We start from the raw sequence: 26,595 nt of genomic DNA, 5'->3' as shown, positions 1-26,595 counted from the left end.
CTTGTGATTTATTTGCATTATAAATTTCAAGAAAATGAAAAGAATAGCTTTATTAATTTATTTCTCCATTATTTCAATTTCAGTTTTTGCACAGAACAAAACTAAAATTGTGGTTAAAGATGCCGAAAATGGCTCTCCTATAGTCGGAGCAACTATTTTTAGTAGAATCAATCGTCAAAATGCTGTACAATCCGATAAAAATGGTTTAGCAGTTTTTAATACCAAAATACCTGCAGATACATTAGAAGTGACTTATGTAGGTTATCAAAATCAGCTTTTACTTATTAAACAATCTGATACAAGTACACATACAGTTTTACTAAAAGTAGATCATACAACCTTGAACGAGGTAACCATTGTTTCTTCTACAAGGAGCAATGAACGCATTGAAAATGCTACTACAAAGGTTGAGGTGTTGGGTTTAGAAGAAATGAACGAAGAGAGTACTGTTAAACCAGCAAATGTAGCCAGTATATTAGGCGATATCAGCGGTGTTCAGATTCAGCAGTCGTCAGCAACATCGGGAAATGTCAATATCAGAGTACTGGGTTTAGACGGAAAATATACACAAATGCTTAGAGATGGAATGCCTTTATTTGATGGTTTTTCTGGCGGATTTGGGGTGTTATCCATTCCTCCTTTAGATTTGAAACAGCTAGAATTGATTAAGGGGTCTTCTTCTACCTTATATGGTGGTGGAGCAATTGGGGGTTTGGTAAATTTTATTTCCAAAAAGCCAGGCTTTAAACCCGATGCCTCGTTCGTTTTAAATGGCTCTACTTTAAAAGAATTTAACTTAAATGGTTATTATGGCCAACGTTGGAAAAATGTGGGTTTAACTCTATTTGCAGGACAAACCTTACAACATGAAGTCGATGCAGATAAAGATGGTTTAAGTGATTTACCTAACCTAAAAAGTACTTTAATACATCCGGTATTGTTTTTCTATCCATCAGAACAAAGCAGTATCTCATTAGGCTGGTCTGGTAATTTTGAAAAGCGCATTGGCGGCGATATGATTGCCATTAAGCACAAAGGAGATAGCGACCATCCTTATTTTGAAGAAAATAAGCTTTCAAGAAATACTTTTACCTTAATGGCCGATGACCGCTTAAATCCAAATTTAACAGCCAACATTAAAGCTACGTTAAGCAATTTCAATCGCGATATCTACACAAACACTTATAATTTTAGTGGTTCTCAACTTGATTATTATGCTGAGGGTTCACTCTCTGCTACACTGAATAAACACTTTCTAATTGTTGGTATAAATGCTGTGGGCAATAGTTTTAAGCCTTCTGCAAATACGCCTGTACCTGTTGGCAATTTTAACAACAATACCATAGGCATCTTTGCTCAAGACAACTGGAGAATATTAGAAAACACTAAATTGGAAACAGGTTTAAGGCTGGATCATAACGATTATGGCACTTACCTGCTACCGAGAATTGCCTTATTTCACCAGCTTAATGAATTGTGGGGATTTAGAGCAGGTTTAGGTACAGGTTATAAAACACCAAACCCACTTACCCCTCAAAACAAAGATTTTGACATCATCAATATTGATGCACTTAATGCCAATGCAGGAACAGAAAAGTCTTTAGGGGCAAATATTGAAGGGAATTTTAAATTAGAATGGGATAATGCGCATAGTCTATTTATTAACCAGGCTTTCTTTATCACCAGTATTAAACATCCTTTTATTGGTTATGAACAAGCTAATGGAAATTTAAGCTTTTTTAATGCTGCAAAGCCTATAGTTACCAAAGGATTTGATACCTATATACAGTTTAAATTAGAAGATTGGGAGGTCTATTTAGGTTATACCTTTACAGATGAGAAGCGTACTTATTTAAGTTCGAACCAGTTTATGCCTTATACACCTAAAAACAGAGCTGCAAGTACGCTGGTTTACGAAGTGGAAAATGAATGGAGATTTGGGATAGAAGCATCGTACAATGGCATTCAATACAGAGATGATTATACTAAAACACATGATTATGTTTTTATGGCCGGAATGATAGAAAAGAAATTCGGACCTAAGTTTAGCCTTGTTTTAAATGGAGAGAATTTATTAGATAAACGTCAGAGTAAGTATGAACCCGTTTATACCGGAAGTATTAAAAATCCTGATTATAAAGTACTATGGGCACCTATTGACGGAAGGGTAATCAATTTAGCGCTTAAGTTTACTCCTTTTGCTAAATAATTGGTAACAAAAAAGCATCTGAAAAAATTTTCAGATGCTTTTTTTAGCTTAAATCTAATTAAGGTTTTATCAGATTACCTTTTTCATCAAAAAGCAAATCTTTACCTTTTACTTCTGCTTCAAATACCACTTGTCCATTAGCTCTGGTAATCTTCGCTGTTTCGGTTACTTTTAAACCTTTAAGCTTAGTTCTTACCGCTTCTGGCAAATCATTAAACCTAACTGCTACTTCTGTTTCCTGTAACTGGCCCTTAGCATTGTAAACCTCAGAAGTTTTAACATCATTTGCTGTAAAGGCTGCCTCATAATTATCTTTCTCCATCTCCCATTTTACGCCTGTTACACCCGGATGAGCTTTTTGAAATGCTGATTTAACATTTGCAGGAACTTTACTTTCATTCACTTTTTGCGCATTTGCACCTATAGCCATAATCCCTAAGGCTAACATTAATTGAATTCCTTTTTTCATAATTTAATTTTTAAACTTTGATCCAAGTTAACAGGCAATTATGAAGTAATTCTGTAGCTATCTATTTTTTAAACAAGATATTGAATTGATGCTGTTTTTCTTCAAAACTATAGCTAAAATCAAAATGATAGAGGCTACAGATTTGAAAAACAATGGCTAGCCCTAAGCCTGTTCCGGTTGAATGGACAGATTTCTCAAATCGTTTGAAATATTTGGTGTCTAATGCACCTTCAACTGCAGTGTTCATTAATGAAAAACCATGATCCTGCAATACTACAGAAATATCTCCTCCTGCAGGAGTGTATTTAATAGCATTAATCAACAGGTTATTCAATAAAATATCTGCCAGATATTTACTCATTGTAACTTTACAAGAAACCTGCTGCATATGAAAACTAAGTTCTGCTTTTAATATCAGTTCACTAAACTGTTGTGATTTTTCAATAAACAGTTTTTCAATATCTATCTCCTGTTCATCTGGCAAGAGGTTATTTTCTATTTTGGTTAGTAGTAATAGCGACTGGTTCAATTTGGTCAAACGTGCTATGGCATCGTAAATATCAGTTATAATAAGTATATGTTGTTCTGTCAGTTTCTCTGTTTGCAATAAACTGTCTAATTTTGAGTTAACGATGGCCAATGGAGTCATCATTTCATGTGATGCATTGTCTGTGAAGTTTTTAAGCTCCTTATAATCCTGATTTACCTGATTGGCCATCATTATGGCTGAGCGATTTAACTCATTGAACTCTTCTATCTTGGTTTCTGTATGAGTAATTTCAGCATTTTGCTTGATATTAAAAGCCTTCATCTGGTTTAATACGCCATAGAACGGTTGCCACAGTCTATTCAATAAAAAACGATGAATAAGCCATAAAGCCAATAATAATAAACCTGTAATACAGACCGTAACCAAAAGGATCAGTCTTACTAAATCTTCTGATTCTACTCTCGATTTTATGATTGTAACTTCATAAAAAGTATCATTTACCTGTATAATTGTAACCAGACTTCTTCCAGGTTCAGTCTCTTTTTCCCGTTTGTCATAAAATACTGTGTTTCTAAATACTCTTTCTGTTGAAGATGGTAGAGTTGTAACTTTATATAGAACCTCTTGGTCTATAAAACTGGTCAGTAAAGGTAAGTCATGATAATTAGCAACATATTGTCGTATTTCATCTTCTTCTGTCATCAAGTCTCTATCCAGCTTTTTAGTCAAGATAAAATGTATAAGGAGATAATATACAATACCTGTTAATAGCAATATAAGTATGGAAACCAATAAATTAACCTTATTGTATTGATTAGCCAGCTTCATATAACACCAAATTTATAACCTATACCATAAACCGATTTCAAATAGTCTTTTGAACCTGCTTCCAAAAGTTTTTTGCGTAGATTCTTAATATGTGTATAGATGAAATCAAAATCATCTGCAATATCCATTTCATCGCCCCATAAATGTTCTGCTATGGCATTTTTAGAAACAACCTTAGTTTTATTGGCCAGAAAATAAACCAACAAGTCAAACTCTTTTTTAGTTAAAACCACCTGCGCTTCATTTACCAGAACATTAAAAGAAGAAAGGTCAATCTTAATCTCATTAAAGTGAATAATTTTGCTACCATTGAAATTCTTACGCCTCACAATGGCTACCACCCTGGCTTTCAATTCAGAAAGATGGAAAGGTTTAACCAAATAATCATCTGCACCTATTTCCAGTCCAAGCAACCTGTCATCTAAAGAATTCTTTGCAGAAATAATCAATACTCCGTCAGACTTACTGTGTTGTTTAATTTCTTTTAAAAGACTTAATCCATCTCCGTCTGGTAAACCTAAATCAAGTATGATACAGTCGTAATCGTATAAAGCTATTTTTTCAGATGCCGATAAAAAATCGGCAGCAGTTTCACATAAAGTACCATCTTCGGTAAGATAAGTTAAAATACTATCCAACAATGCTTTTTCGTCTTCAACGATTAAAACTTTCATTTTTATAAAACTATGTTCTTAATAACAATACCAATTTACAGTTTCCTTTTCAAATCTCTTTAAGGATTTTTTGCTTCGCAAGATAGATTGAAGCATAATTATTAAGCTAAAAAAATTATCTTTGCACAAAGATGAAAAATATACGTAATTTCTGCATTATAGCACATATAGACCATGGTAAAAGTACCTTGGCCGACCGTTTATTAGAATTTACAAACACCATAAGTCAGCGGGAAGCACAAGCTCAGTTATTAGATAATATGGACCTTGAGCGTGAGCGTGGTATAACTATAAAAAGCCATGCTATACAAATGAACTATAAACTTAACGGTGAAGAGTACATTTTTAATTTAATAGATACCCCCGGTCACGTAGATTTTTCTTACGAAGTTTCACGTTCTATTGCAGCATGCGAGGGTGCATTATTAATTGTTGATGCATCGCAAGGTATACAAGCCCAAACTATTTCCAATTTATACTTGGCCTTAGAACATGATTTAGAGATTATTCCTATTCTAAATAAAATGGATCTTCCGGGTGCAATGCCCGAAGAAGTGAAAGACCAAATTATAGATCTAATTGGATGCAAGCGTGAAGATATTATACCTGCTTCGGGTAAAACCGGAATGGGTATTCCTGACATTCTGCAGGCCATTGTAGAGCGGGTTCCTGCTCCAAAAGGTAATCCTGATGGTGAATTACAAGCTTTGATTTTTGATAGTGTTTTCAACTCATTTAGAGGTATCATTGCTTATTATAAGGTAGTTAACGGTAAAATTAAAAAAGGAGATAAAGTAAAATTCATCAACACAGGCAAGCAATACATCGCTGATGAGGTTGGTGTCTTAAAGTTAGATATGGCACCAAGAGACATCATTAAAACCGGTGATGTGGGCTATATTATTTCAGGTATAAAAGAAGCCCGTGAAGTAAAAGTTGGTGATACCATTACTACTGTAGAAAATGGATCAAATGAAGGCATACAAGGTTTTGAAGAGGTAAAACCGATGGTTTTTGCTGGTATTTATCCTGTAGATACAGAAGATTATGAAGAACTGAGAGAAAGTATGCACAAGTTGCAGCTTAATGATGCTTCCATTGTTTTCGAACCTGAAAGCTCAGCAGCTTTAGGTTTCGGTTTCCGTTGTGGCTTCTTGGGTATGCTTCATATGGAAATTATTCAGGAACGTTTGGAACGTGAATTTAACATGACGGTAATTACTACCGTACCAAACGTATCGTACAATGCATACACTTCAAAAGGCGAACTTGTTATTGTAAATAACCCTTCAGATCTACCTGATCCAAGCAAGATAGATTACGTAGAAGAGCCTTTTATCAAAGCTAATATTATTACCAAAGCAGAGTTTGTAGGCCCGGTATTAAGTTTATGTATTCAAAAGCGTGGTATTATTGTAAATCAGTCATACTTAACGGCAGACAGAGTTGAACTGGTCTTTGAAATGCCGATGGGCGAGATCGTTTTTGATTTTTATGATAAATTAAAAACCATATCAAAAGGATATGCTTCTTTTGATTACCATCCTATTGGTTACCGTAAATCAGACCTCGTTCGTTTAGACATCCGTTTAAATGATGAGCCTGTAGATGCTTTATCATCATTAATCCACCGTAGTAATGCGTATGATTTTGGTAAAAAGATTTGTGAAAAACTAAAAGAGCTTTTACCTCGCCAGCAGTTTGAAATCAAGATCCAGGCATCTATTGGCGCTAAGGTTATTGCTCGTGAAACCATCAGTGCTTTACGTAAAGATGTAACAGCCAAATGTTATGGTGGTGATATTTCACGTAAGCGTAAGTTATTGGAAAAACAGAAAAAAGGTAAAAAACGTATGCGGCAGGTAGGTAACGTAGAAATACCTCAATCGGCATTTATGGCAGTATTGAAATTAGATTAAACCTAGATATGAGAATTTAGATATGAGATTTGAGGCTTAGATAGTCTAAATCATATCTAACATCTCACATCTCACATCTCAAAATATGCAGTTATTAGACGGAAAATTCGTATCTGAAAAAATAAAGCTTCAAATAGCCGATGAGGCTGCAAACTTCTTAAACGATACTGGAAGAAAGCCTCATTTGGTAGCTATTTTAGTGGGTAACGATGGCGGTAGTGAAACCTATGTTGCCAGTAAAATGAAGAATTGTGAAAAAGTAGGGTTTAAATCTTCATTATATAGGTACGATACTACCGTTACTGAGGCTGAACTTTTAGACAAAATAGCTGAAATTAATAAGAATGCTGATGTTGATGGACTAATTGTACAATTGCCATTGCCTAAACATATAGATCCTGAAAAAGTTACCGAAGCTATTGATCATAAAAAAGATGTAGATGGTTTCCACCCAATTAACTTAGGCAGAATGATGCGTAATCTGCCCTGTTTTATCCCTGCTACCCCTTATGGTATTCTGTTAATGCTACAGGAATATGGAATAAATACAAGTGGCATGCATTGTGTTGTGGTTGGCCGCAGTAATATTGTAGGTAGCCCAATGAGTATTTTGATGGCACGCAATGCCAATCCAGGTAATTGTACAGTAACTTTAACACATTCTAAAACAAAAGATTTAAAAGAACAGGTATTACAAGCCGATATTATTATAGCTGCTATAGGTAAAAAGAATTTTATTACTGCCGATATGGTAAAAGCAGGCGCTATTGTTATAGATGTGGGCATCAACCGCGAATTTTCTACTGAAACCAAATCAGGTTTTAAACTTTATGGCGACGTAGATTTTGATAAGGTAGCTCCCCTAACATCATACATCACCCCTGTTCCGGGCGGCGTAGGCCTAATGACCATTGTAGGTTTATTGAAAAACACTTTGGCATCAGCTAAAAAAACAATTTACTAATATAAAAAGAAAACGAGGCCAATAAAACCATACTTAAAAGTATGGTTTTATTGGCTTTTTTATTTAATTAAAATAATACGTATAAAAATTTAATTTAACACGTAAAAAATATTAAATTTGTGATGTAATTAAAAAAAGAGGTACACATGGATACCAAACTAACTTTAAGCTTTGATAAAAATGTAATAGAAAAGGCTAAAAAATATGCTGATGAACATAACATTAGCTTATCACGCTTAATTGAGCATTTGCTTATACAGATTACTTCCAATCAGTATAAATCTTTAGAAGATTTTCCAATTAGTGATTGGGTAAATATGGTTGCCGAGGGCGAAGTAGAATACAAACGCAATACAAAATCATCAAGAAAAGATTTAAAAGACGAGTTTTTCTCTGCAAAAAAAGTCTAAATAATGACACGTATCTTTTTAGATGCCAATATCTTGGTTTCTGTACTCAATAAAGAATATCCACTCTTTACTTATTCGTCAAGAATATTAAGCCTAGCCAATCATACTAAATTTGAGGTTTATACTTCTCCTCTCTGCCTAGCTATCGCTTTTTATTTCGCTCAAAAGAAAAATAAGATTAATGCCAAACAAAAAATCGATGTGTTGTGCAGACATATCAGAATAACACATCATAATAGCGATGATGTATTTTCTACATTAATCAATAAAAGAATCAACGATTTTGAAGACGGCTTAGAATATTATGCTGCTTTATCGGTTAACTGCGATTATATCATTACAGAAGACACGGATGATTTTTATTTTTCAGAAATTGCTGTCCTCTCTTGTAAAGATTTTTTTGACAGGTGCATGATTAGCTAAACCATCTTTTCCAGATGCTTTCTTTTAATCCGATATACAAACCATCTTGCCTTTCTTCTAAAGGATATATGTCGATATAATCTCCTTGCCCCTCTGCTCCTCTACCTGTTTCTAGATTGTATTCATACCTGTGCAAAGGACAGATTAAATGTCCATTTTTACACCATCCGCCACTTAAAATGCCACCGGCATGCGGACAGGTATTCTGCGTAGCATAAAATTTATCTTTATGCTTTATCAGGCATATCTTTTTTCCATCTGCTTTAACCATCCTGATAAAATCTGCACCTTCAAGCTCCTGTTTTGACAAAACCTTTACCCAATTCATACTGAGAAAATTAACGATTGCGTATATTTGCCCTCTAATTTACAAAATGGCACATCAAATTCCAGAAGACGGCACTTTACTTCCTTTAATGGAAGAATTTTATACCATACAGGGCGAAGGATTTAATACAGGAAAAGCTGCATACTTTATTCGCTTGGGAGGTTGTGACGTAGGCTGTCATTGGTGTGATGTAAAAGAAAGCTGGGATGCCGAACTACATCCGCTTACACCTACAGATACTATTGTGAACAATGCTATGCAATATCCTGGTAAAGCAGTTGTTGTAACAGGCGGCGAACCTTTGATCTACAATTTGGATTATTTAACTTCTCAGTTGCAAGACAGAGGAATTCTTACCTTCATTGAGACTTCTGGGGCTTATCCCTTAAGCGGTAAGTGGGATTGGATTTGCTTGTCGCCAAAAAAATTCAAAGCCCCTCGTCCTGATATAACTCCTTTCGCCAATGAATTAAAAGTAATCGTTTTCAATAAAAGTGATTTTGAATGGGCTGAAAAATATGCCGAAACAGTATCTGAAAACTGTAAGTTGTATTTACAACCTGAATGGTCAAAAGCAAAAGAAATTACACCTTTAATTGTAGAGTATGTAAAGAACAATCCTAAATGGGAAATTTCCTTACAAACACATAAATTTCTGAATATCCCTTAAAAATATATACATTAGCATAGCTTATTTGTTAATCCTATGCGTAATTATCTCCTTATATTTTTAAGTCTGTTAACTTTACATGCAAGTGCTCAATCGCCAATAAGGAAAGCGCAAAACAGCTTTGATGATGCTCAGCAATTTGTGAGGCAAAATATTTTTGATGAAGCCCTTAAAAATCTTGATGCTGCAGTTAAAGCCGATCCTAAATTTCAGCTTGCTTACATACAACTGGGAGTGCTTTACAAACGTCTAAAAGATAATGAGAAGGCCAAAGAGAGTTTTAGACAGGCTGTAAATGTTGCGCCTGTGAGCGACCCTGTTTTGTATTTTACATTGGGTGAGCTAGAACTACAAACAGGAGATTACGTTGCTTCTAAAAAAACACTCTCTGTTTTTTTAGAGAAAGAAAATAAAGCAACAGAATTTACAGAAAAAGCAAAAAAATATCAGACAGACTGTGATTTTGCTATTGAAGCCGTCAAGAAACCAGTTCCTTATAAACCCGTTAACATGGGGTTTTATATCAATAGCGAATACCGCGATTATTTCCCAGCTTTAACCGCTGATGGACAAACCTTAATTTTTACACGTAATATCAGAGGTAATGAAGATTTTTATGTATCTGAAAAGAAAAATAATGAATGGCAGCAGGCTCAGCCACTAAGCGACAATATTAATACTCCCAATTTTAATGAAGGTGCACAATCTCTATCTCCAGATGGCAAATATTTATTCTTTACAGGTTGTAACAGACCCGATGGCCTTGGCAGATGTGATATTTACATTTCAAAAAAAACAGGCAATGGTTGGAGCAAGCCTTTAAATTTGGGAAAACCCGTCAATTCTGAACATTGGGAATCACAGCCAGCAATCAGTCCGGATGGAAATACCTTATATTTTGTGAGTAATAGAACTGGAGGTTTTGGGGGATATGACATCTGGAAAAGTACTTTACAAGACGATGGAAACTGGACAGAACCCGTTAATTTGGGTCCAAACATCAATACACCTTATGATGAAGTTACTCCATTTATGCATGTTGATGGCAAAACGCTTTATTTTTCATCAGATGGTTGGCCAGGATTTGGACAAAAAGACATTTATTATAGCCGACTACAGGATGATGGCAGTTTTAGTAAACCCATAAACTTAGGTTATCCTATTAACACTTTCAACGATGAAACAGGGTTTATTGTAGCTGCTGATGGAAAAGAAGGTTATTTTTCAGCAGATTTGGGTGGAGGATTTGGTAACGTAGATATTTACAAACTCGAACTTCCTCAAAATATAAAGCCATTACCTGTTACCTATGTTAAAGGTGTGGTTAAGGATAAACAAACGCTGAAAACGCTTGAAGCGTCCGTTCTTATTGTAAATCTAAAAACAAACAGTGCTACCTATAACGAATATACAAACGCTGAAACTGGTGACTTCATGGCTGTTATGCCTATAAATCAGGAATATGCTTTTAATATCTTAGCTGATGGTTACCTCATGTATTCACATCACTTTAATATCAAAAATGATGATGCGAACAAGCCTGTAAATTTTGAAATTCTGTTAGATAAAATTACAGTTGGTGCTGATGTAACACTTAACAATATCTTTTTTGATACCAACAAATATGAGTTACTGCCGCCTTCATTGATAGAGCTTAATCTTTTGGCCGAAGTCTTAAAATCTAACCCTACGCTTATAATTGAAATTCAAGGACATACCGATAATGTAGGTGATCTTAAAACAAATCAAAAATTATCAGAAAACAGAGCTAAATCTGTATATGATTATTTGATTAACAATGGGATTAACAGCAAACAACTCACTTATAAAGGTTATGGAGAGAATGTACCTAAATTCAATAATGATACTGAAGAGGGACGAAGCGAGAACCGTAGAACTGAATTTAAAGTAATTAAGATATAAACAAAAGCCTTAGCATATGCTGAGGCTTTTTATATTATTCTTTTAAATAATTGCTTCTCTTATTCTGATTAGCTTAACCAGCAGGTCTTCCAGTAAAGCTAAGTTTAGCATATTTGCTCCATCAGATTTAGCATTGGCCGGATCAGGATGTGTTTCTATAAATAAACCATCTGCACCTACAGCAATTGCTGCTTTTGCAATAGTGGTGATCAATTCTGGTTTACCACCTGTAACTCCACTGCTCTGATTAGGCTGCTGTAATGAATGCGTACAATCCATCACTACGGGAACACCAAAACTTTGCATTTCAGGTAATCCTCTATAATCTACAATTAAATCCTGATAGCCAAAAGTATTGCCTCGGTCTGTTAGAATAACATTAGCATTACCAGCCTCTATAATCTTTTCAACAGCAAATTTCATTGAACCCGCTGATAAAAACTGACCTTTTTTAACATTAACCACCTTACCAGTATTAGCAGCTGCAATCAGCAAATCTGTTTGGCGACATAAAAATGCGGGAATTTGTAGTACATCCACATAAGCTGCAGCCATAGCCGCTTCTCCGCTTTCATGTATATCAGTTACAGTAGGAATATCAAAAGTTTTTCCTACTTTTTCCAATATTTTTAAAGCCTTTTCATCGCCTATACCTGTAAAAGAACTTCCTTTGCTCCTATTCGCTTTTCTATAAGAACCCTTAAAAATATAAGGGATATTTAATTTATCAGTTATCGTAACGATCTTTTCTGCAATGCGTAGGGCAATTTCTTCGCCTTCAATTGCGCATGGACCTGCCATCAGGAAAAAATTATTGCTGTCCTGATGTTTCAATTTATCTAAATTCAACATGTTATCCTTGTATATTAAAATTTTGGGCATTAATTCCCTAATTCAGACATAAACTTAATTCTCATCAGTTGGATTTCTTCTCTGGTATAATCGGCCTCTCCCAAATCTTTCAGAGCCGCATCTATAGAATCTGTTTCTGCCGATTGGAAATAATCAAAAACTTCATCCTGACGATCTTCATCTATTACTTCATCAACATAATACGTTAAGTTTAATTTAGTTCCAGAATTTACAATGGCTTCAACTTCCTTTAAAATATCCGTGTAGGTTATACCTTTTGAGCGAGCTATATCTTCCAGACCAATTTGTCTGTCTATATTCTGAATGATAGAAACTTTAAGCGCCGATTTATTTGCCTGGGTTTTAATTACCATATCCACTGGGCGTTCAATATCGTTATCCTCAACATATTTCTTAATCAACTCTATAAAAGGAGAACCAAATTTGATGGCTTTACCATTGCCCACACCTGAAATCTGTTTCAGTTCTTCTGTGGTGACAGGATAATGTGTACACATTTCTTCTAAAGAAGGATCCTGAAAAACTACGAATGGTGGTACACCTTTCTGCTTAGCTATTTTCTTACGCAGATCTTTCAGCAGTTGTAACAATTGGCTATCTAAAGCACCTCCTCCTTGTTTTACCTCTTCATCTTCTTCTTCTGTAGTAGCGTCTATAATCTCGTTAAGTACAAATTTTAAGCTATAAGGATTTTCTATAAAATCCTTACCTATTTTGGTTAACTTTAGTAAGCCATAGTTATCAATATCCTTAGCTAAAAAATTATTCAGCACAGCTTGTCTGATTAATGATTTCCAAAGATTTTCACCATCAGCTTTTCCATAACCAAACTCAGCAAGTTTACTATGCTCATATGCCAAAGTTTGAGCCGTTTCTAAACCTAAAAAGATATTTAACAAGTGTGCATCATCAAACTTCTCTCCCGTTTTCTCTATAACTTTCAGTAAGGTTAGGAGTTTTTCCTCCGCTTCGAAATACTGTTTGCTTTTTTTGCAATTATCACACATGCTATTGCAACCAGTTTCATTAAAATTCTCCCCGAAATAATGTAAAATCTGCTTTCTTCTACATACAGAAGATTCAGCATAATCAATTACTTCTTTAAGTATCTGGGTACCTATTTCACGTTCAGAAACAGGTTTATCTTTCATGAATTTAGCTAATTTCTCTACATCTTTTTCAGAGTAAAAAGCAATACAAACTCCTTCACCTCCATCACGACCAGCTCTACCCGTTTCCTGATAGTAACCTTCCATACTCTTAGGTACGTCATGGTGAATTACAAAACGTACATCAGGCTTGTCTATTCCCATTCCAAAAGCAATTGTAGCAACAATTACTTCAACATCTTCCATTAAAAATTTATCCTGAGTTTCAGCTCTTACCTTAGGTTCTAAACCTGCATGATAAGGCAAGGCTTTAACACCGTTAATATTCAATGTTTCAGCAACCTCTTCTACCTTTTTTCTGCTTAAACAGTAAATAATACCTGATTTACCCGGATTATACTTTACATATCGAATAATTTCTTTGATGATGTTACGCTTAGGCCTGATCTCATAATACAGATTAGGTCTGTTAAATGAAGATTTGAACAGCGTAGCGTCTGTCATGCCTAAATTCTTGATAATATCTTGCTGAACTTTGGGTGTTGCAGTAGCTGTAAGTGCAATAATTGGGATGTCATTACCTAAACCTGCTATTACCTGTCTAATTTTTCTATATTCAGGTCTAAAATCATGCCCCCATTCAGAGATACAGTGGGCTTCGTCAACCGCAACGAAAGAAATCTTAAGTAAACGCAGAAATTCTACATTCTCTGCCTTAGCCAGTGATTCTGGCGCAACATATAATAATTTTGTTTGTCCAGACATTAAATCAGATTTTACCTGATTGATTTCTGTCTTGGTTAAAGATGAGTTTAAAAAATGGGCAATGCTATCGTTCCCTCCAAATGCCCTGATTTGATCTACCTGATTTTTCATCAACGCTATAAGGGGCGAAATAACAATTGCTGTTCCCTCACTCATTAATGCAGGCAGTTGATAACAAATTGATTTACCTCCCCCTGTAGGCATTATTACGAAAGTATTTTTCCCTTCCAAAATATTCGTAATAATCGCTTCCTGATCTCCTTTAAAGTTATCGAAACCAAAAAAAGTTTGCAGATTATCAAATAACGACTTTTTAACGTCCATTTGTGTATTTAATATTGTGTGCTATTTATTATCCAAAATAACATAATTTTGCATTAATTAAAGCATTAATTTACTAAATATTTCTCTTTGGAAAGTAAAAAATCTATCATAGAATTAGCGGCCAATACTTTTAAGTTAGAATCTGAGGCAATTTATAACTTAACAAACTATTTAAACGATGATTTTGTTGCCGTTGTTAATGAAATTTTAAATTGTGAAGGACGTGTAATTGTTACCGGAATAGGCAAAAGTGCAATTATTGCACAAAAAATTGTGGCCACATTCAATTCTACAGGCACACCAGCAATTTTTATGCATGCTGCTGATGCTGTACACGGTGATTTAGGTATTATACAACATAACGACATTATTCTCTGTATCTCCAAAAGCGGAAATACACCTGAAATCAAATTATTGGCTCCTCTGTTAAAACAACGGGGTAATAAACTGGTAGGAATGTTAGGTCAAATTGATTCTGCACTGGCCAAACAATCTGACTGGATTTTAAATACAACCGTAAGTAAAGAAGCCTGTCCTCTAAATCTGGCTCCCACTACAAGTACAACTGCTCAGTTAGCCATGGGCGATGCACTTGCTGTTTGTTTATTGGAAGCACGCAATTTTAAAGCTGATGACTTTGCCAAATATCATCCAGGCGGTGCTTTAGGCAAACGTTTGTATCTTAAAGCAGGAGATTTAGCGCTTAAAAATGAGAAGCCAAGTATCGATCCTGATGCATCTGTTAAAGATATCATTATTGAAATAAGTAAAAACAGACTGGGTGCTGTTGTTGTTATTGAAAATAATGATATTGCTGGTATTATAACCGATGGTGATATCAGGAGGATGTTAGAAAAACATACCGATTGGAGCAATTTAAAAGCCACTGACCTAATGAACAGAAATCCTAAAAAGATTGAACATGACGAACTGGCTTTATTAGCTCTAGAGATTATTAAAAACAACAATATTACCCAACTATTGGTAACGAAAAATGGCAAGTACTTTGGCTTAGTGCACATGCACGACCTTTTACAGGAAGGTATTATATAAAAGCCTATATTTGCGCTGAGCTATGAATAAAAATAACTATGCTTTGATTATGGCAGGTGGAATCGGTAGCCGGTTTTGGCCTGTCAGCAGAACTGAATTCCCTAAACAATTCATAGATTTTTTTGGTGTAGGTAAAACGCTTATACAAAGCACCTACGACAGGTTTTTGCAGATATGTCCCGCTGAGAACATTTTCGTAATTACTAATGAGATTTATACTGATTTGGTAAGAGAGCAATTGCCAGCTTTAAAAGATAATCAGATCCTTGCAGAACCTATTATGCGAAATACAGCTCCATGTATTGCTTACGGTTCCATGAAGATAGCTGAAATTAATCCTGAAGCGGTTATTGTTGTTGCTCCGTCAGATCATACCATAGCCAACCAGCCGGCCTTTTTAAAAGCCATAGAACAAAGCATGAACGCGGCTTCTGGCAGTAATACATTAATTACTTTAGGTATAAAACCGAACAGACCCGATACTGGCTATGGTTATATACAATATGTGGATGATACTTTAGAAAACGATACAGAAATTCATAAAGTAAAAATCTTTACAGAAAAGCCTAATCTGGAGCTGGCCAAATCTTTTATTCAAAGTGGCGATTTCTTATGGAATGCTGGTATTTTTATCTGGTCGGCACAAGCCGTTATCAACGCATTTGAAAAACATCTGCCGGATATGTTTGATATCTTTAGAAACGGCAAACCGCATTATAACACGTTAAAAGAGAGAGAATTTATTGCCCAGGCTTACCAGTTATGTACTAACATTTCAATTGATTTTGCCATTATGGAAAAAGCAGAAAATGTATATGTTCTCCCTGCAGATTTTGGCTGGTCTGATTTAGGCACTTGGGCTTCTATATATGAAATGGCTGAGAAAGATTATGTGGGTAATGCTGTAATGCCTTCAGAACACGTTATGATGTATAATTCTGCCAATTGTATGGTAAATGTACCTAAAGACAAACTGGTAATCTTACAGGGTTTACATGACTACATTGTTGTTGAATCTAACAATACTCTTCTTATTTGTCCAAGAGCAGAAGAACAGAATGTAAAAAACATTGTCGCAGATGTAAAAACTAAGTTTGGAGGTAAATTTAATTAATTACAAAGATCTTTGTCTAACTGCTTCATAAAGGATTACTCCTGCTGCTACAGAAACATTTAATGATTCTATGGTACCTATCATAGGTATCTTGGCAAGATGATCTGCTACTCTTAAGAGCTCATTTGATATACCTTCATCCTCAGACCCCATAATAATTGCGGTTGGCAAGGTATAATCTGGCTTATAGATCAGATCATCTGTTTTTTCTGTGCAAGCAATCAACTGTAAACCACTTTCCTGTAAGAACAAGCAAGTTTTATGCAGATTAGCATGTCTGCATACCGGCATATTAAACAAAGCGCCTGCAGAAGTTTTTATAGCATCAGCATTTACCTGAGCCGCGCCTTTTAACGGCACTACAATAGCATGTATGCCTACACAAGCAGCCGTACGTGCTATAGCTCCCATATTTCTAACATCAGTAACGCTATCTAATACCAAAATCAATGGTGTTTCACCTCTCTCGTAAATTGCAGGAATAATATCTTCTATGTTCTGGTATGTAATAGGCGACATAACTGCAATAACACCCTGATGATTTTTCTGGGTCATACGATTTAGTTTCTCTACAGGAACTACACTTAAAGGAATTAAACCACCTGATAATAAAGCTTTTAATTCTAAGAATAAATCCCCAGACAAACCTCTTTGCACATATATGGTTTCAATATCTTTACCTGCTTTAATTGCTTCTATTACAGCTCTTATACCAAAAACAAATTCGTTACTTTCTCTATTACGCTGAGGTTTTCTAAACTTATCCATCTTAAAATTATTAGTGTGCAAAAGTAAGGATTAAAATCTGTGAAGTTATTAGCTTATCCACACAAAATTGTTTACAAACATGCAGTCTTGAGATTTAGCTATAAAAATTAATTGATTTCACAATCAAGTTGTTGACAACCTGCGCAAAACTTCTTAAAACAAAACGCTCAACTTTTAGCTACATTTGTACTATGGCAACCGATAACGAACAGGGCAAACTAAATATATCTGCAAGAAAAAGCAGACTTGCAAATACAGTAAATATGGTAGGTAAATTACCTCCACAGGCTGTAGATCTGGAAGAAGCTGTACTAGGCGCCTTAATGCTTGAAAAAGATGCGCTTTCTTCAGTTATCGATATCTTAAAACCCGAAATTTTTTATCAGGAAGCTCATAAAAAGATTTTTGAAGCCATACAAAATCTTTTTCAGAAATCTAAGCCAGTTGATATTCTTACTGTTACCTCAGAAATGAGGCAAAACGGGACGCTGGAAATGATTGGAGGAGCATATTATATTACCAATCTTACCAACCGTGTTGCTTCAGCTGCCAATATAGAATATCATGCCCGTATCATTTCTCAGAAATATATACAGCGTGAGCTGATTAGGATTTCTACAGAAATCATCAACAACGCTTACGAAGATACCACAGATATTTTTGACCTGTTGGACCATGCGGAAAAAAACCTGTTTGATATAGCTCAAAACAATCTTCGTCGCGATACGCAAAAGATGGATGAGATTATGAAACAATCTTTAGCCACTTTAGAGATGTTACGTACAAAAACCGATGGTTTAACAGGTGTACCTTCTGGTTTTACAGATTTAGACAGAATTACCGGTGGTTGGCAAAAATCTGATTTAGTAATCATTGCTGCACGTCCTGCTATGGGTAAAACTGCCTTTGTTTTAAGCTGTGCCCGTAATGCCTGTGTAGATTTTCAGAAACCTGTTGTGGTTTTCTCTTTAGAGATGTCATCTGTTCAGTTGGTTAATCGTTTAATATCTGGCGAAGCCGAAATAGAACAGGAAAAAATCAGGAAAGGAAATCTGGCAGAATGGGAATGGCAGCAATTACATAGTAAAATAGGTCGCTTAACCGAGGCTCCTCTTTTAATTGATGATACACCTGCTTTAAATATTTTTGAATTTAGGGCCAAATGCCGCAGATTAAAATCGCAGTATGATATACAAATGATCATTATCGATTATTTGCAGTTAATGCATGGTAAAGGTGAAGGTGGCGGTAACCGTGAGCAGGAAATTGGTAGTATTTCAAGGGCACTAAAATCTGTTGCCAAAGAATTAGATGTTCCTGTTTTAGCTCTTTCGCAATTAAGCCGTGCCGTTGAAAGCAGGCCCGGACAGAACGGTAAAAGACCTATGTTATCCGATTTGCGTGAGTCTGGATCTATTGAGCAGGATGCCGATATGGTTCTTTTCTTATACAGACCAGAATATTATGGTATTACCGAAGATGAGCAAGGCAGGTCTATGGCTGGCGTAGGTGAAGTAATCATTGCCAAGCACCGTAACGGTGAAACTGGTATTGTTCCACTGCGTTTCATTGGTAAATATGTTAAGTTTGCTGATCTTGACGATGGTTTTATGCCACAAAACAGTTTTTCTGAGAGCAGCAGCTTAATGCCTTCTGACAATTTTGACAGACCTCAGGGCAATATCATCATCAGGCCATCAAGTATGAATGACATGCATGATGATGAACCACCTCCATTTTAAGCAATTATAAAGACTGGGCTTTTTTAGGTTTTTGCTCACCAAATATCCACCAGGCTTTTCTTGGTTTTTTGATTTTTTCAGGAGCACTGTGTTTATATTTCTTGATATGAGATACTACATCTTCAATATCATCGGTAAACAACAAAAGATCCATATCTGCTAAACTTATGGTCTTTTCTTCAATCATTCTTTGAACATGCTCATAAATGTGCTTGTGAAACTCTACTCCCATAATGATAACAGGAAATTTTTCTACTTTACCTGTCTGTATCAGAGTAAGGGTTTCAAAAAACTCATCAAGCGTACCAAAGCCACCTGGCAATACCACAAAAGCGTAAGAATATTTACGCAAAAGCTCCTTTCTTACAAAGAAATAATCTATCGTTACAGATTTATCTAAATAAGGATTTTCATGTTGCTCATGCGGCAATACAATATTGCACCCTAAAGATAAGCCATTAGCCTCTTTAGCTCCTCTGTTGGCCGCTTCCATTACGCCGGGCCCTCCTCCTGTCATAATCGCAAAACCCTGCTTTGCTATTTCTGAAGATACTTTTCTGGCCATTTCATAGTACGGATGTCCTTCTTTAAAACGTGCAGATCCAAATACGGTTACACAAGGCCCAACAAAATGCAATGTTCTAAATCCCTTATAAAATTGGTACAATACACCAAACACATACTTAACCTCTTTTATACGGGCTCGTGCTCCCTTTAAAAAATTGGCTTCTTCTCTTAAAAATTTATTCATAACTAAATCAAATAGCCCATAATTATGCCTACCAATACCAAAACAGTAGGATTAATTTTAGTAAAATTTAACAACATGAAAGAACAGAGCATTATCGCAATGAAAAGAATGTTAGCTCTCATTGGAATAGCTAACATGATAAAAGCTGCGGCAATAAAACCTACAGTAACTGCATTTACACCCGATAATGAATACTTAATACTGGCTATTTTTTTCAGGTCATCCCAGAATGGCACAATAAATAGCACCAGGATCAAGCCAGGCAGATTTATACCTAATACAGCCAGTAAACCGCCTACCAATTGCCCGTTAAAACCATAGCCACCATGTTTCATGCTTAAAGCCCCTACATAACTGGTAAAAGAAAAAGTAGGACCTGGTAACACCTGTTGAAAGGCAAAGCCCGAAAGAAAATCTGTTTGAGAAACATAATGCTTCATTTGCACAAACTCGGTATATAGCATGGGAACCAAGACCTGTCCGCCACCAAAAATAAAGATGCCGTTACGGTAAAAATTCTCAAACAGCCTAATGGGTAAACTGAAAGGTGATGTTCTATTAATGATTCCTCCCAACATAGCCATAATGAGCAAAACGCCCACAAAATACCCTAGCTTTTTAGGATTGATATTTGAAAATAATTTAACTCTTACCTGAGTTTCTTCTTGAGGTGTGGCAATAGCCGAAGAAATCATTCCGCCTATTAAAATAGCTAAAGGAAAAACATAGGCTTCTCTTAAAATCAAAGTACTCACTAAAGCTCCAAATGCCAAAAAGAACGTAACTTGGTCTGTAAGTACCTTTTTACCTAATTGATAAGCCCCATAAGCCACGATTCCCAAAGCTATAGGATGAACATATTCAAGGATATCAATAAATTTTCGTTTCTGATCTAACATTGAATAGCTAATACCTACAAAAGTCATGATAGCTGCTGAAGGAAATATCCAGATTAAAAAAGTAAGGATAGCCAAACCCAAACCACCTACTTTATAAGCTATACCCACCAAAGTTTGTGTAGAAGCTGGTCCGGGTAAAACCTGCGATAAAGCGTTTAATTCAAGAAGTTCTTCTTCATTGATGAATTTCACATTTGTAACAAAATACCTTAACAATAATGCAATATGAGCCTGAGCCCCACCAAATGAAGTAAAGGTAAATAACAGAACATTTCTTAAAAACAATAAGCGCTTATTTCCCATTTAAGGTAAAAATAAATTAAAGACTAGTCATCTTCATAATCGAGACCTGCCGCACTATTGTAGGCTCCCTGTAATTCTGATAATGCATGCATATCTCTTTTTTCTCTGGCTGCCTGCATTCCTTTCTGGTAAATTTCTATTGCCTTGTCTTTGAAATTCAACTTTTCGTACAGTTTTCCTAAATGATAGTAAGTACCTACGTATGCCGGATGTTTTTCTGTCAGTTGTAAATAATATTTTAGAGCATTCTCATCATCATTAATTGCATTATACTCTGTTGCAATTGCATACAGTATAAAACTATCATTGGGATCTGCTGTTAAAAATTCGAATAACTTCTCTAATCGGTTGTTTTGCATTTTAAATCACTGCTTTTTTAATTAAATTTGCAAAAAGACAATTTACGGGAAATGCTTCTTTATGTTAAAAAGAAGCTTGACCCATTACCTTTAACAAATGTAAACATATGAAAATTTTAGTGTGTATTAGTAACGTTCCGGATACAACCACAAAAATAACTTTTACATCCGATAATACCCAATTCAATACTGCAGGCGTACAATACATTGTTAATCCTTATGATGAAATCGCTTTATCAAGAGCTATTGAACTATGTGAAGGCGGTAAAGGCACGGTAACGGTAATTAATGTAGGCGAGAGCTCTACAGAACCTACCATTAGAAAAGCATTGGCTATTGGTGCTGATGATGCTGTAAGGGTAAACGCTGTGCCAAGAGACGCTTATTTTGTAGCTTATCAGATTGCGCAATATGCCAAAGCAAATGATTACGATATGATATTATGTGGTAGAGAATCTATTGATTACAATGGTTCTCAGGTTGCTGCAATGATTGGAGAGTTTTTAGATATTCCATCTATCTCAATCATAAAGAAATTGGATATGGATGGTAACACAGCTACTATTGAGCGTGAAATTGAAGGTGGAAAAGAAGTGGTAACCGTTACAGGAAAATTTGTGGCCAGTTGTGCAGAAGGTACAGCCGAACCAAAAATTCCTAATATGAGAGGCATCATGTCTGCAAGAACCAAACCTTTACAGGTTATTGAAGCAGAGCAAATTGATGAATTAAGCAAGGTTTCGAAATTTGAAACTCCTGCCCCTCGCGGTTCTGTAAAATTAATTCCTGCTGATAATGCGGGCGAACTGATTAATTTATTGCATACCGAAGCAAAAGTTATCTAATTAAATCTCAATTAAGGAAAACATAATTTTAAAACAAATGTCTCCTTTATTGGAGATTGGAGGTAAAAAATGTCAGTATTAGTATATGTAGAACAAGTTGATGGAAAATTTAAGAAATCAGTATATGAAGCTGTTTCTTACGCAAAAGCCATCGCAGATAATCAAAATACAAATTTAACAGCTGTTTCTATTGGCAATGTTGCCGATAGCGAGTTAAATGAACTGGGAAAATATGGTACTTCAAAAGTATTGAGTGTAAATACAGACCAGCTTAAACAGTTTGTTAACCAGGCTTATGCGGCTGTTATTGCCGAAGCAGCAAAAAAAGAAAATGCAGATATCGTAGTTTTATCTAATTCTTTTTCTGGTAAAGGTCTTGCACCACGTATAGCTGTAAAACTAAAAGCAGGTTTAATTGACGGCGCGGTTGAACTTCCTACAACTGAAGGAGGTTTTTCTGTAAAGAAAACTGCATTTTCAGGTAAAGCTTTCGCTATTACCACACTTACTTCTGCTAATAAGGTTATTGCTTTAAATCCAAATGCCTTTGGTGTTAAAGAAAATCCTGTAAGTATCTCTGTAGAAGCATTTACACCAGAGGTAAAAGCTACCGATTTGAGCACTATTGTTAAAGAAATTGTAAGAGCAACCAATAAAGTTTCACTTCCTGATGCAGAAATTGTTGTTTCTGGCGGTAGAGGCTTAAAAGGTCCTGAAAACTGGGGGATGGTTGAAGAACTAGCTGATTTGCTTGGTGCGGCTACAGCCTGTTCAAAACCGGTTTCTGATGCAGACTGGAGACCACACTCTGAGCACGTTGGCCAGACAGGTATTGCTATTAGCCCTAACCTGTATATCGCTATTGGTATTTCAGGAGCTATTCAACACTTAGCTGGTGTAAGCTCATCTAAAGTTATTGTTGTAATTAATAAAGACCCTGAGGCACCTTTCTTTAAAGTTGCCGACTACGGAATTGTGGGTGATGCCTTTGAAGTAGTGCCTAAAGTTATTGAAGCATTAAAAGCATACAAGGCCTAGTTTTACAACGTTATGTATATAGTCTTTTGGGCAACTAAACCCAAAAGACTTAATTTTTGATATGAAAAAAGTAAAACTTGATATTGTAGGTCTATCATATAGCCAGACACAATCAGGAGCTTATGCTTTGGTTTTAGGTGAGGTTAATGGTCGCAGAAGATTACCAATTGTAATTGGTGCCTTTGAAGCTCAGGCTATTGCCATTGAAATTGAGAAAATGACCCCTACCCGGCCCTTAACTCATGATTTGTTTAAATCGCTGGCCAATGCTTTTGAAATAAAAATTAACGAGGTTTTAATTTACAATTTAGTTGATGGTGTTTTCTATGCAAAACTGATTTGCACCAACGACCAGCAAACTATAGAGATTGATGCGAGAACATCTGATGCTATAGCTATAGCAGTAAGGTTTAATGCCGCAATCTACACTTATGAATTCATTTTGGCTTCGGCCGGAATTTTAATTGAAGGTAACGATTTTCTTTTCCTTGAAAATATAGAGGGCGTTAACAAAGACTCTGATACACAAACAATCACTAACCCTACTTCTGATTTTGGTTACCAGTCTTATAGCCTGGAAGAATTAAAACAAAAATTAGAAGAAGCTTTAGCTGAAGAGGCTTATGAAAAAGCAGCCAAAATAAGAGATGAAATTAATAAGCGAAATGCAGGCAAATAACCTGCATTTTTTTGTTTAGCAGCTTTTCTCAATATGAAATGCTATTTTTTTTCAAATAAATCCTATCTTCAAATCCTTAACTTTTAAACTAAACAAAATTTAACCTATATGAATGTTAAGTTTCGCTTAACCGTAATGAATTTCATGCAATTCTTTGTTTGGGGTGCATGGTTATTAACAATTGCAAACTATTGGTTTGGAACTAAACAATGGGACGGTACCCAGTTTGGAAAAATATTTGCCACAATGGGTTTTGCTTCTTTATTTATGCCCACTTTAACGGGCATCATAGCCGATAAATGGATCAATGCCGAACGTTTATATGCTTTAATGCATATTTTATATGCTGCTGTGCTTTTTTATATACCACAAGTGCAAAATCCAGATGATTTTTTTGGTATAATGCTACTGGCCATGTGTTTTTACATGCCAACCATATCATTAGCTAATTCCATATCATATACTACCTTAAAATCTAACAATTTAGATGTGGTTAAAGATTTCCCTCCTATACGTGTGTGGGGAACCGTAGGTTTTATCGTTGCCATGTGGGTAACTAACCTTAGCGGAAGTAAAGCTTTGGCAGCTCAATTTTACATTGCCGGTGCAGGTGCCTTATTTTTGGGTGTTTATGCGTTAACCTTACCTAAATGCAGACCAGCTAAACTGATTTCGGAAAAAGCTTCATTAAGCGAAACCTTAGGCTTAGGTGCATTTAAATTGTTTGCCAATTATAAGATGGCTCTTTTCTTCATATTTTCTATGTTTTTAGGAGGAGCTTTACAATTAACCAATGCTTATGGTGATGTATTTTTAGATGAATTTAAGCACTTTCCTAAGTATGCCAACTCATTTGTGGTTAAGTATTCTACCATCATCATGTCTATTTCCCAAATATCTGAAACTCTGTTTATACTTGCTATTCCGTTCTTTTTAAAACGTTTTGGTATCAAAAGGGTAATGATCATTGCCATGATGGCCTGGGTATTCCGTTTTGGTTTATTTGCTTATGGCGATCCGGCAGGAAACCTATGGATGATCGTTTTATCATGTATCGTTTATGGCATGGCTTTCGATTTTTTCAATATATCCGGTTCATTATTCGTAGAAACTTCTACTACGCAGAAAAACCGTTCTTCGGCACAAGGTCTTTTTATGATGATGACTAATGGTTTTGGAGCTGTTTTCGGAAGTTTGGTTTCGGGATGGATGATCGATAAATATTTCACCAAATCATTTAATAATGTAAATGAACTGGCAACTTTTGTAGATAGTTCTTCTTCAAACTCACATTTACTTGATTTTATTAAAGGACAAGGCGTTACTTTAATGAATGACGGTACTTTTAGCAAAGTTTTGATGATGAAAGATTGGCATCACATCTGGCTTTCATTTACAGTTTATGCTTTGGCTATTACTATTTTATTTGCATTGATGTTTAAGCATAAACATACCCGTGCCGAAGAAGAAGCTATTGAAAGAATATCACATTAATTTTTTGCGGAGTTTTTATTCATGTCATCAAATAACCTTAGAAAAGAGAAAGACTGCTTAAATTGCGGACATAGAGTTGAAGATCGATACTGCCCCCATTGCGGACAGGAAAACATAGAGCTCAAAGAAGATGCATGGCATATGTTATCGCACACTATAGCAGATTACTTCCATTTTGAACATAAGTTTTTTGGAACATTAACCCCCCTTCTATTAAAACCCGGATATCTTACTAAAGAATACGTTGCAGGTAAAAGGATGTCTTATTTACATCCTGTAAAAATCTATATTTTTATCAGTATCGTTTTCTTCATTTTTATTTTAGGAGGCGAAAAGGTTGATAAGAAAAAAAAGGTTACTGAAAATAGTACTCCTGCAAAAACCGAAAAATCTACAGACACAGCATCTTTTGATGATGTTTCAGAACTTAAAGAAGTATTAAGATACATTCCTATAGAAAAAAAGGTTAAAGATAGCATAATCAGACAGGCCGAAAATGATATTAAAACCAAAGGAAACACTAAAATAGATTTCAATAAAAAAATTAGTGAGCGTAACTTCTTAAATAAAGTAAAATCTAAAGAGGAAACCGTTGAGGAATACGAAAAAAACCAAAAGGCACTACCCAAAGAACAAAGAGATGGTTTCCTGAAAAATTATTTCAAAAAGAAAAACATAGAATTTAATCAATACGAAGATCCCGGCAAAGAATTTAAGAAGAGCATTTTACATAATGTACCTAAAATGATGTTTGTGCTTTTGCCTCTTTTTGCTTTAATTCTTAAATTGGTTTATATCAATAAGAAAAAATATTATTATGAGCATCTGATTTACTCGTTTCATGTGCATTCTGCCCTGTTTTTATCTGTACTTATTTGTATGTTTTTAACATGGGCAACAAGCTTTTTATTCAATATGAGTAACTGGCTTATTTTTGCCTGCATGATCTACATGACCTGGTACATTTACAAATCATTACGGGTATTTTATGGAGGTAGAAGATGGGGAACCATTCTCAGATTATTTTTACTCTTCTTATTATATAATATCTTATTCTCATTTTGTGCTATTCTGTTAATCGGAGTAAGTTTTATTCTGGTTTAGTATATAGTATTATATAACAGACACAAAAAAATCCGGTAATAATTATTACCGGATTTTTTATTTTATGA

At 35.3% G+C, this 26,595-nt stretch carries 25 protein-coding genes; 15 read left to right on the top strand and 10 right to left on the bottom strand.

Annotation, left to right across the window (positions count from 1 at the left end):
- The first annotated feature begins 34 nt into the window (after positions 1-34).
- Complete coding sequence (locus MMF97_RS10900) at positions 35-2,209, top strand: TonB-dependent receptor (RefSeq protein ID WP_243362330.1); 2,175 nt, start codon at positions 35-37, stop codon at positions 2,207-2,209.
- Positions 2,210-2,267: 58 nt separating this feature from the next.
- Here the strand turns inward: MMF97_RS10900 and MMF97_RS10895 are convergent, their stop codons facing one another.
- The 3 genes from MMF97_RS10895 to MMF97_RS10885 all read right to left on the bottom strand — a co-directional run bounded on the left by MMF97_RS10895 (position 2,268) and on the right by MMF97_RS10885 (position 4,670).
- Positions 2,268-2,678, bottom strand: coding sequence for a PepSY-like domain-containing protein (locus MMF97_RS10895; RefSeq protein WP_243362328.1), 411 nt, complete (start codon positions 2,676-2,678; stop codon positions 2,268-2,270).
- Between the two features lie 61 nt (positions 2,679-2,739).
- Entirely contained in the window at positions 2,740-3,996 is a 1,257-nt protein-coding gene (locus MMF97_RS10890) for a sensor histidine kinase (protein WP_243362326.1), read from the bottom strand.
- Entirely contained in the window at positions 3,993-4,670 is a 678-nt protein-coding gene (locus MMF97_RS10885) for a response regulator transcription factor (RefSeq protein WP_243362325.1), read from the bottom strand. Before MMF97_RS10885 ends, MMF97_RS10890 begins: the two co-directional genes overlap by 4 nt.
- Positions 4,671-4,801: 131 nt before the next feature.
- Here MMF97_RS10885 and lepA point away from each other — a divergent pair, with 131 nt between their 5' ends.
- The 4 genes from lepA to MMF97_RS10865 all read left to right on the top strand — a co-directional run bounded on the left by lepA (position 4,802) and on the right by MMF97_RS10865 (position 8,386).
- Positions 4,802-6,589: a translation elongation factor 4 gene (gene lepA / locus MMF97_RS10880; RefSeq protein WP_243362324.1), complete on the top strand. Its 1,788-nt coding sequence runs from the start codon at positions 4,802-4,804 to the stop codon at positions 6,587-6,589.
- A gap of 85 nt (positions 6,590-6,674) precedes the next feature.
- A complete protein-coding gene (locus tag MMF97_RS10875; protein WP_243362323.1) occupies positions 6,675-7,553 on the top strand; it encodes a bifunctional 5,10-methylenetetrahydrofolate dehydrogenase/5,10-methenyltetrahydrofolate cyclohydrolase in 879 nt (292 codons plus the stop codon).
- Between the two features lie 146 nt (positions 7,554-7,699).
- The gene (locus tag MMF97_RS10870; RefSeq protein WP_243362322.1) at positions 7,700-7,963 is read left to right on the top strand and encodes a DUF6364 family protein; all 264 of its coding nucleotides are present in this window, start codon (positions 7,700-7,702) and stop codon (positions 7,961-7,963) included.
- A gap of 3 nt (positions 7,964-7,966) precedes the next feature.
- Entirely contained in the window at positions 7,967-8,386 is a 420-nt protein-coding gene (locus tag MMF97_RS10865; RefSeq protein ID WP_243362321.1) for a type II toxin-antitoxin system VapC family toxin, read from the top strand.
- On the opposite strand, the gene MMF97_RS10860 is transcribed toward MMF97_RS10865, so the two are convergent.
- Positions 8,379-8,714 (bottom strand): Rieske (2Fe-2S) protein, encoded by a 336-nt coding sequence (locus MMF97_RS10860; protein ID WP_243362320.1) that lies wholly within the window; start codon positions 8,712-8,714, stop codon positions 8,379-8,381. The genes MMF97_RS10865 and MMF97_RS10860 overlap by 8 nt on opposite strands.
- Positions 8,715-8,760: 46 nt before the next feature.
- On the opposite strand from MMF97_RS10860, the gene MMF97_RS10855 reads away from it, so the two are divergent.
- On the top strand, positions 8,761-9,384 hold the full coding sequence (locus MMF97_RS10855; RefSeq protein ID WP_243362318.1) for a 7-carboxy-7-deazaguanine synthase QueE: 624 nt from the start codon (positions 8,761-8,763) through the stop codon (positions 9,382-9,384).
- Positions 9,385-9,420: 36 nt separating this feature from the next.
- Positions 9,421-11,307: an OmpA family protein gene (locus MMF97_RS10850; protein WP_243362316.1), complete on the top strand. Its 1,887-nt coding sequence runs from the start codon at positions 9,421-9,423 to the stop codon at positions 11,305-11,307.
- Positions 11,308-11,349: 42 nt separating this feature from the next.
- Here MMF97_RS10850 and kdsA read toward each other — a convergent pair whose 3' ends face one another.
- Both kdsA and recQ read right to left on the bottom strand, forming a co-directional pair.
- Positions 11,350-12,159, bottom strand: coding sequence for a 3-deoxy-8-phosphooctulonate synthase (kdsA, locus tag MMF97_RS10845; protein WP_243362314.1), 810 nt, complete (start codon positions 12,157-12,159; stop codon positions 11,350-11,352).
- A 29-nt stretch (positions 12,160-12,188) separates the two neighbouring features.
- On the bottom strand, positions 12,189-14,378 hold the full coding sequence (recQ, locus tag MMF97_RS10840; protein ID WP_243362312.1) for a DNA helicase RecQ: 2,190 nt from the start codon (positions 14,376-14,378) through the stop codon (positions 12,189-12,191).
- Positions 14,379-14,465: 87 nt separating this feature from the next.
- Between recQ and MMF97_RS10835 the strand changes: the two genes are divergently transcribed.
- Positions 14,466-15,431 (top strand): KpsF/GutQ family sugar-phosphate isomerase, encoded by a 966-nt coding sequence (locus MMF97_RS10835; RefSeq protein WP_243362310.1) that lies wholly within the window; start codon positions 14,466-14,468, stop codon positions 15,429-15,431.
- A gap of 22 nt (positions 15,432-15,453) precedes the next feature.
- On the top strand, positions 15,454-16,545 hold the full coding sequence (locus MMF97_RS10830; protein WP_243362309.1) for a mannose-1-phosphate guanylyltransferase: 1,092 nt from the start codon (positions 15,454-15,456) through the stop codon (positions 16,543-16,545).
- On the opposite strand, the gene rlmB is transcribed toward MMF97_RS10830, so the two are convergent.
- On the bottom strand, positions 16,546-17,313 hold the full coding sequence (gene rlmB, locus MMF97_RS10825) for a 23S rRNA (guanosine(2251)-2'-O)-methyltransferase RlmB (protein WP_243362308.1): 768 nt from the start codon (positions 17,311-17,313) through the stop codon (positions 16,546-16,548). It lies immediately after the preceding gene.
- Between the two features lie 191 nt (positions 17,314-17,504).
- Here rlmB and dnaB point away from each other — a divergent pair, with 191 nt between their 5' ends.
- The gene (gene dnaB, locus MMF97_RS10820; protein ID WP_243362307.1) at positions 17,505-19,055 is read left to right on the top strand and encodes a replicative DNA helicase; all 1,551 of its coding nucleotides are present in this window, start codon (positions 17,505-17,507) and stop codon (positions 19,053-19,055) included.
- 4 nt (positions 19,056-19,059) lie between these two features.
- Here dnaB and MMF97_RS10815 read toward each other — a convergent pair whose 3' ends face one another.
- Genes MMF97_RS10815 through MMF97_RS10805 form a run of 3 tightly spaced genes read right to left on the bottom strand, consistent with a single transcriptional unit; the run spans position 19,060 to position 21,367 of the window.
- A complete protein-coding gene (locus MMF97_RS10815) occupies positions 19,060-19,806 on the bottom strand; it encodes an LOG family protein (RefSeq protein ID WP_243362306.1) in 747 nt (248 codons plus the stop codon).
- A 2-nt stretch (positions 19,807-19,808) separates the two neighbouring features.
- Complete coding sequence (gene chrA / locus MMF97_RS10810) at positions 19,809-21,008, bottom strand: chromate efflux transporter (RefSeq protein ID WP_243362305.1); 1,200 nt, start codon at positions 21,006-21,008, stop codon at positions 19,809-19,811.
- Between the two features lie 23 nt (positions 21,009-21,031).
- On the bottom strand, positions 21,032-21,367 hold the full coding sequence (locus MMF97_RS10805) for a tetratricopeptide repeat protein (RefSeq protein WP_243362303.1): 336 nt from the start codon (positions 21,365-21,367) through the stop codon (positions 21,032-21,034).
- 107 nt (positions 21,368-21,474) lie between these two features.
- On the opposite strand from MMF97_RS10805, the gene MMF97_RS10800 reads away from it, so the two are divergent.
- The 5 genes from MMF97_RS10800 (at position 21,475) to MMF97_RS10780 (ending at position 26,527) form a co-directional block, all read left to right on the top strand.
- Positions 21,475-22,212, top strand: a complete 738-nt coding sequence (locus tag MMF97_RS10800; protein ID WP_243362302.1) for an electron transfer flavoprotein subunit beta/FixA family protein — start codon at positions 21,475-21,477, stop codon at positions 22,210-22,212.
- 69 nt (positions 22,213-22,281) lie between these two features.
- Positions 22,282-23,250, top strand: a complete 969-nt coding sequence (locus MMF97_RS10795; RefSeq protein WP_243362300.1) for an electron transfer flavoprotein subunit alpha/FixB family protein — start codon at positions 22,282-22,284, stop codon at positions 23,248-23,250.
- Positions 23,251-23,311: 61 nt separating this feature from the next.
- A complete protein-coding gene (locus tag MMF97_RS10790; RefSeq protein ID WP_243362298.1) occupies positions 23,312-23,929 on the top strand; it encodes a bifunctional nuclease family protein in 618 nt (205 codons plus the stop codon).
- A gap of 108 nt (positions 23,930-24,037) precedes the next feature.
- Positions 24,038-25,423 (top strand): nucleoside permease, encoded by a 1,386-nt coding sequence (locus MMF97_RS10785; RefSeq protein ID WP_243362297.1) that lies wholly within the window; start codon positions 24,038-24,040, stop codon positions 25,421-25,423.
- A 21-nt stretch (positions 25,424-25,444) separates the two neighbouring features.
- Positions 25,445-26,527, top strand: coding sequence for a DUF3667 domain-containing protein (locus MMF97_RS10780; protein WP_243362296.1), 1,083 nt, complete (start codon positions 25,445-25,447; stop codon positions 26,525-26,527).
- Positions 26,528-26,595 lie beyond the last annotated feature (68 nt).

The organism is Pedobacter montanisoli, assembly GCF_022809115.1.
GTDB lineage: Bacteria > Bacteroidota > Bacteroidia > Sphingobacteriales > Sphingobacteriaceae > Pedobacter > Pedobacter montanisoli.
This window is presented reverse-complemented; position numbering and strand designations above follow the sequence as displayed.

Excerpts from the sequence above, each read along its gene's own strand:
- MMF97_RS10900 (WP_243362330.1), top strand. The coding sequence starts at position 35 with ATGAAAAGAATAGCTTTATTAATTTATTTCTCCATTATTTCAATTTCA.
- MMF97_RS10895 (WP_243362328.1), bottom strand. The coding sequence starts at position 2,678 with ATGAAAAAAGGAATTCAATTAATGTTAGCCTTAGGGATTATGGCTATA.
- MMF97_RS10890 (WP_243362326.1), bottom strand. The coding sequence starts at position 3,996 with ATGAAGCTGGCTAATCAATACAATAAGGTTAATTTATTGGTTTCCATA.
- MMF97_RS10885 (WP_243362325.1), bottom strand. The coding sequence starts at position 4,670 with ATGAAAGTTTTAATCGTTGAAGACGAAAAAGCATTGTTGGATAGTATT.
- lepA (WP_243362324.1), top strand. The coding sequence starts at position 4,802 with ATGAAAAATATACGTAATTTCTGCATTATAGCACATATAGACCATGGT.
- MMF97_RS10875 (WP_243362323.1), top strand. The coding sequence starts at position 6,675 with ATGCAGTTATTAGACGGAAAATTCGTATCTGAAAAAATAAAGCTTCAA.
- MMF97_RS10870 (WP_243362322.1), top strand. The coding sequence starts at position 7,700 with ATGGATACCAAACTAACTTTAAGCTTTGATAAAAATGTAATAGAAAAG.
- MMF97_RS10865 (WP_243362321.1), top strand. The coding sequence starts at position 7,967 with ATGACACGTATCTTTTTAGATGCCAATATCTTGGTTTCTGTACTCAAT.
- MMF97_RS10860 (WP_243362320.1), bottom strand. The coding sequence starts at position 8,714 with ATGAATTGGGTAAAGGTTTTGTCAAAACAGGAGCTTGAAGGTGCAGAT.
- MMF97_RS10855 (WP_243362318.1), top strand. The coding sequence starts at position 8,761 with ATGGCACATCAAATTCCAGAAGACGGCACTTTACTTCCTTTAATGGAA.
- MMF97_RS10850 (WP_243362316.1), top strand. The coding sequence starts at position 9,421 with ATGCGTAATTATCTCCTTATATTTTTAAGTCTGTTAACTTTACATGCA.
- kdsA (WP_243362314.1), bottom strand. The coding sequence starts at position 12,159 with ATGTTGAATTTAGATAAATTGAAACATCAGGACAGCAATAATTTTTTC.
- recQ (WP_243362312.1), bottom strand. The coding sequence starts at position 14,378 with ATGGACGTTAAAAAGTCGTTATTTGATAATCTGCAAACTTTTTTTGGT.
- MMF97_RS10830 (WP_243362309.1), top strand. The coding sequence starts at position 15,454 with ATGAATAAAAATAACTATGCTTTGATTATGGCAGGTGGAATCGGTAGC.
- rlmB (WP_243362308.1), bottom strand. The coding sequence starts at position 17,313 with ATGGATAAGTTTAGAAAACCTCAGCGTAATAGAGAAAGTAACGAATTT.
- dnaB (WP_243362307.1), top strand. The coding sequence starts at position 17,505 with ATGGCAACCGATAACGAACAGGGCAAACTAAATATATCTGCAAGAAAA.
- MMF97_RS10815 (WP_243362306.1), bottom strand. The coding sequence starts at position 19,806 with ATGAATAAATTTTTAAGAGAAGAAGCCAATTTTTTAAAGGGAGCACGA.
- chrA (WP_243362305.1), bottom strand. The coding sequence starts at position 21,008 with ATGGGAAATAAGCGCTTATTGTTTTTAAGAAATGTTCTGTTATTTACC.
- MMF97_RS10805 (WP_243362303.1), bottom strand. The coding sequence starts at position 21,367 with ATGCAAAACAACCGATTAGAGAAGTTATTCGAATTTTTAACAGCAGAT.
- MMF97_RS10800 (WP_243362302.1), top strand. The coding sequence starts at position 21,475 with ATGAAAATTTTAGTGTGTATTAGTAACGTTCCGGATACAACCACAAAA.
- MMF97_RS10795 (WP_243362300.1), top strand. The coding sequence starts at position 22,282 with ATGTCAGTATTAGTATATGTAGAACAAGTTGATGGAAAATTTAAGAAA.
- MMF97_RS10790 (WP_243362298.1), top strand. The coding sequence starts at position 23,312 with ATGAAAAAAGTAAAACTTGATATTGTAGGTCTATCATATAGCCAGACA.
- MMF97_RS10785 (WP_243362297.1), top strand. The coding sequence starts at position 24,038 with ATGAATGTTAAGTTTCGCTTAACCGTAATGAATTTCATGCAATTCTTT.
- MMF97_RS10780 (WP_243362296.1), top strand. The coding sequence starts at position 25,445 with ATGTCATCAAATAACCTTAGAAAAGAGAAAGACTGCTTAAATTGCGGA.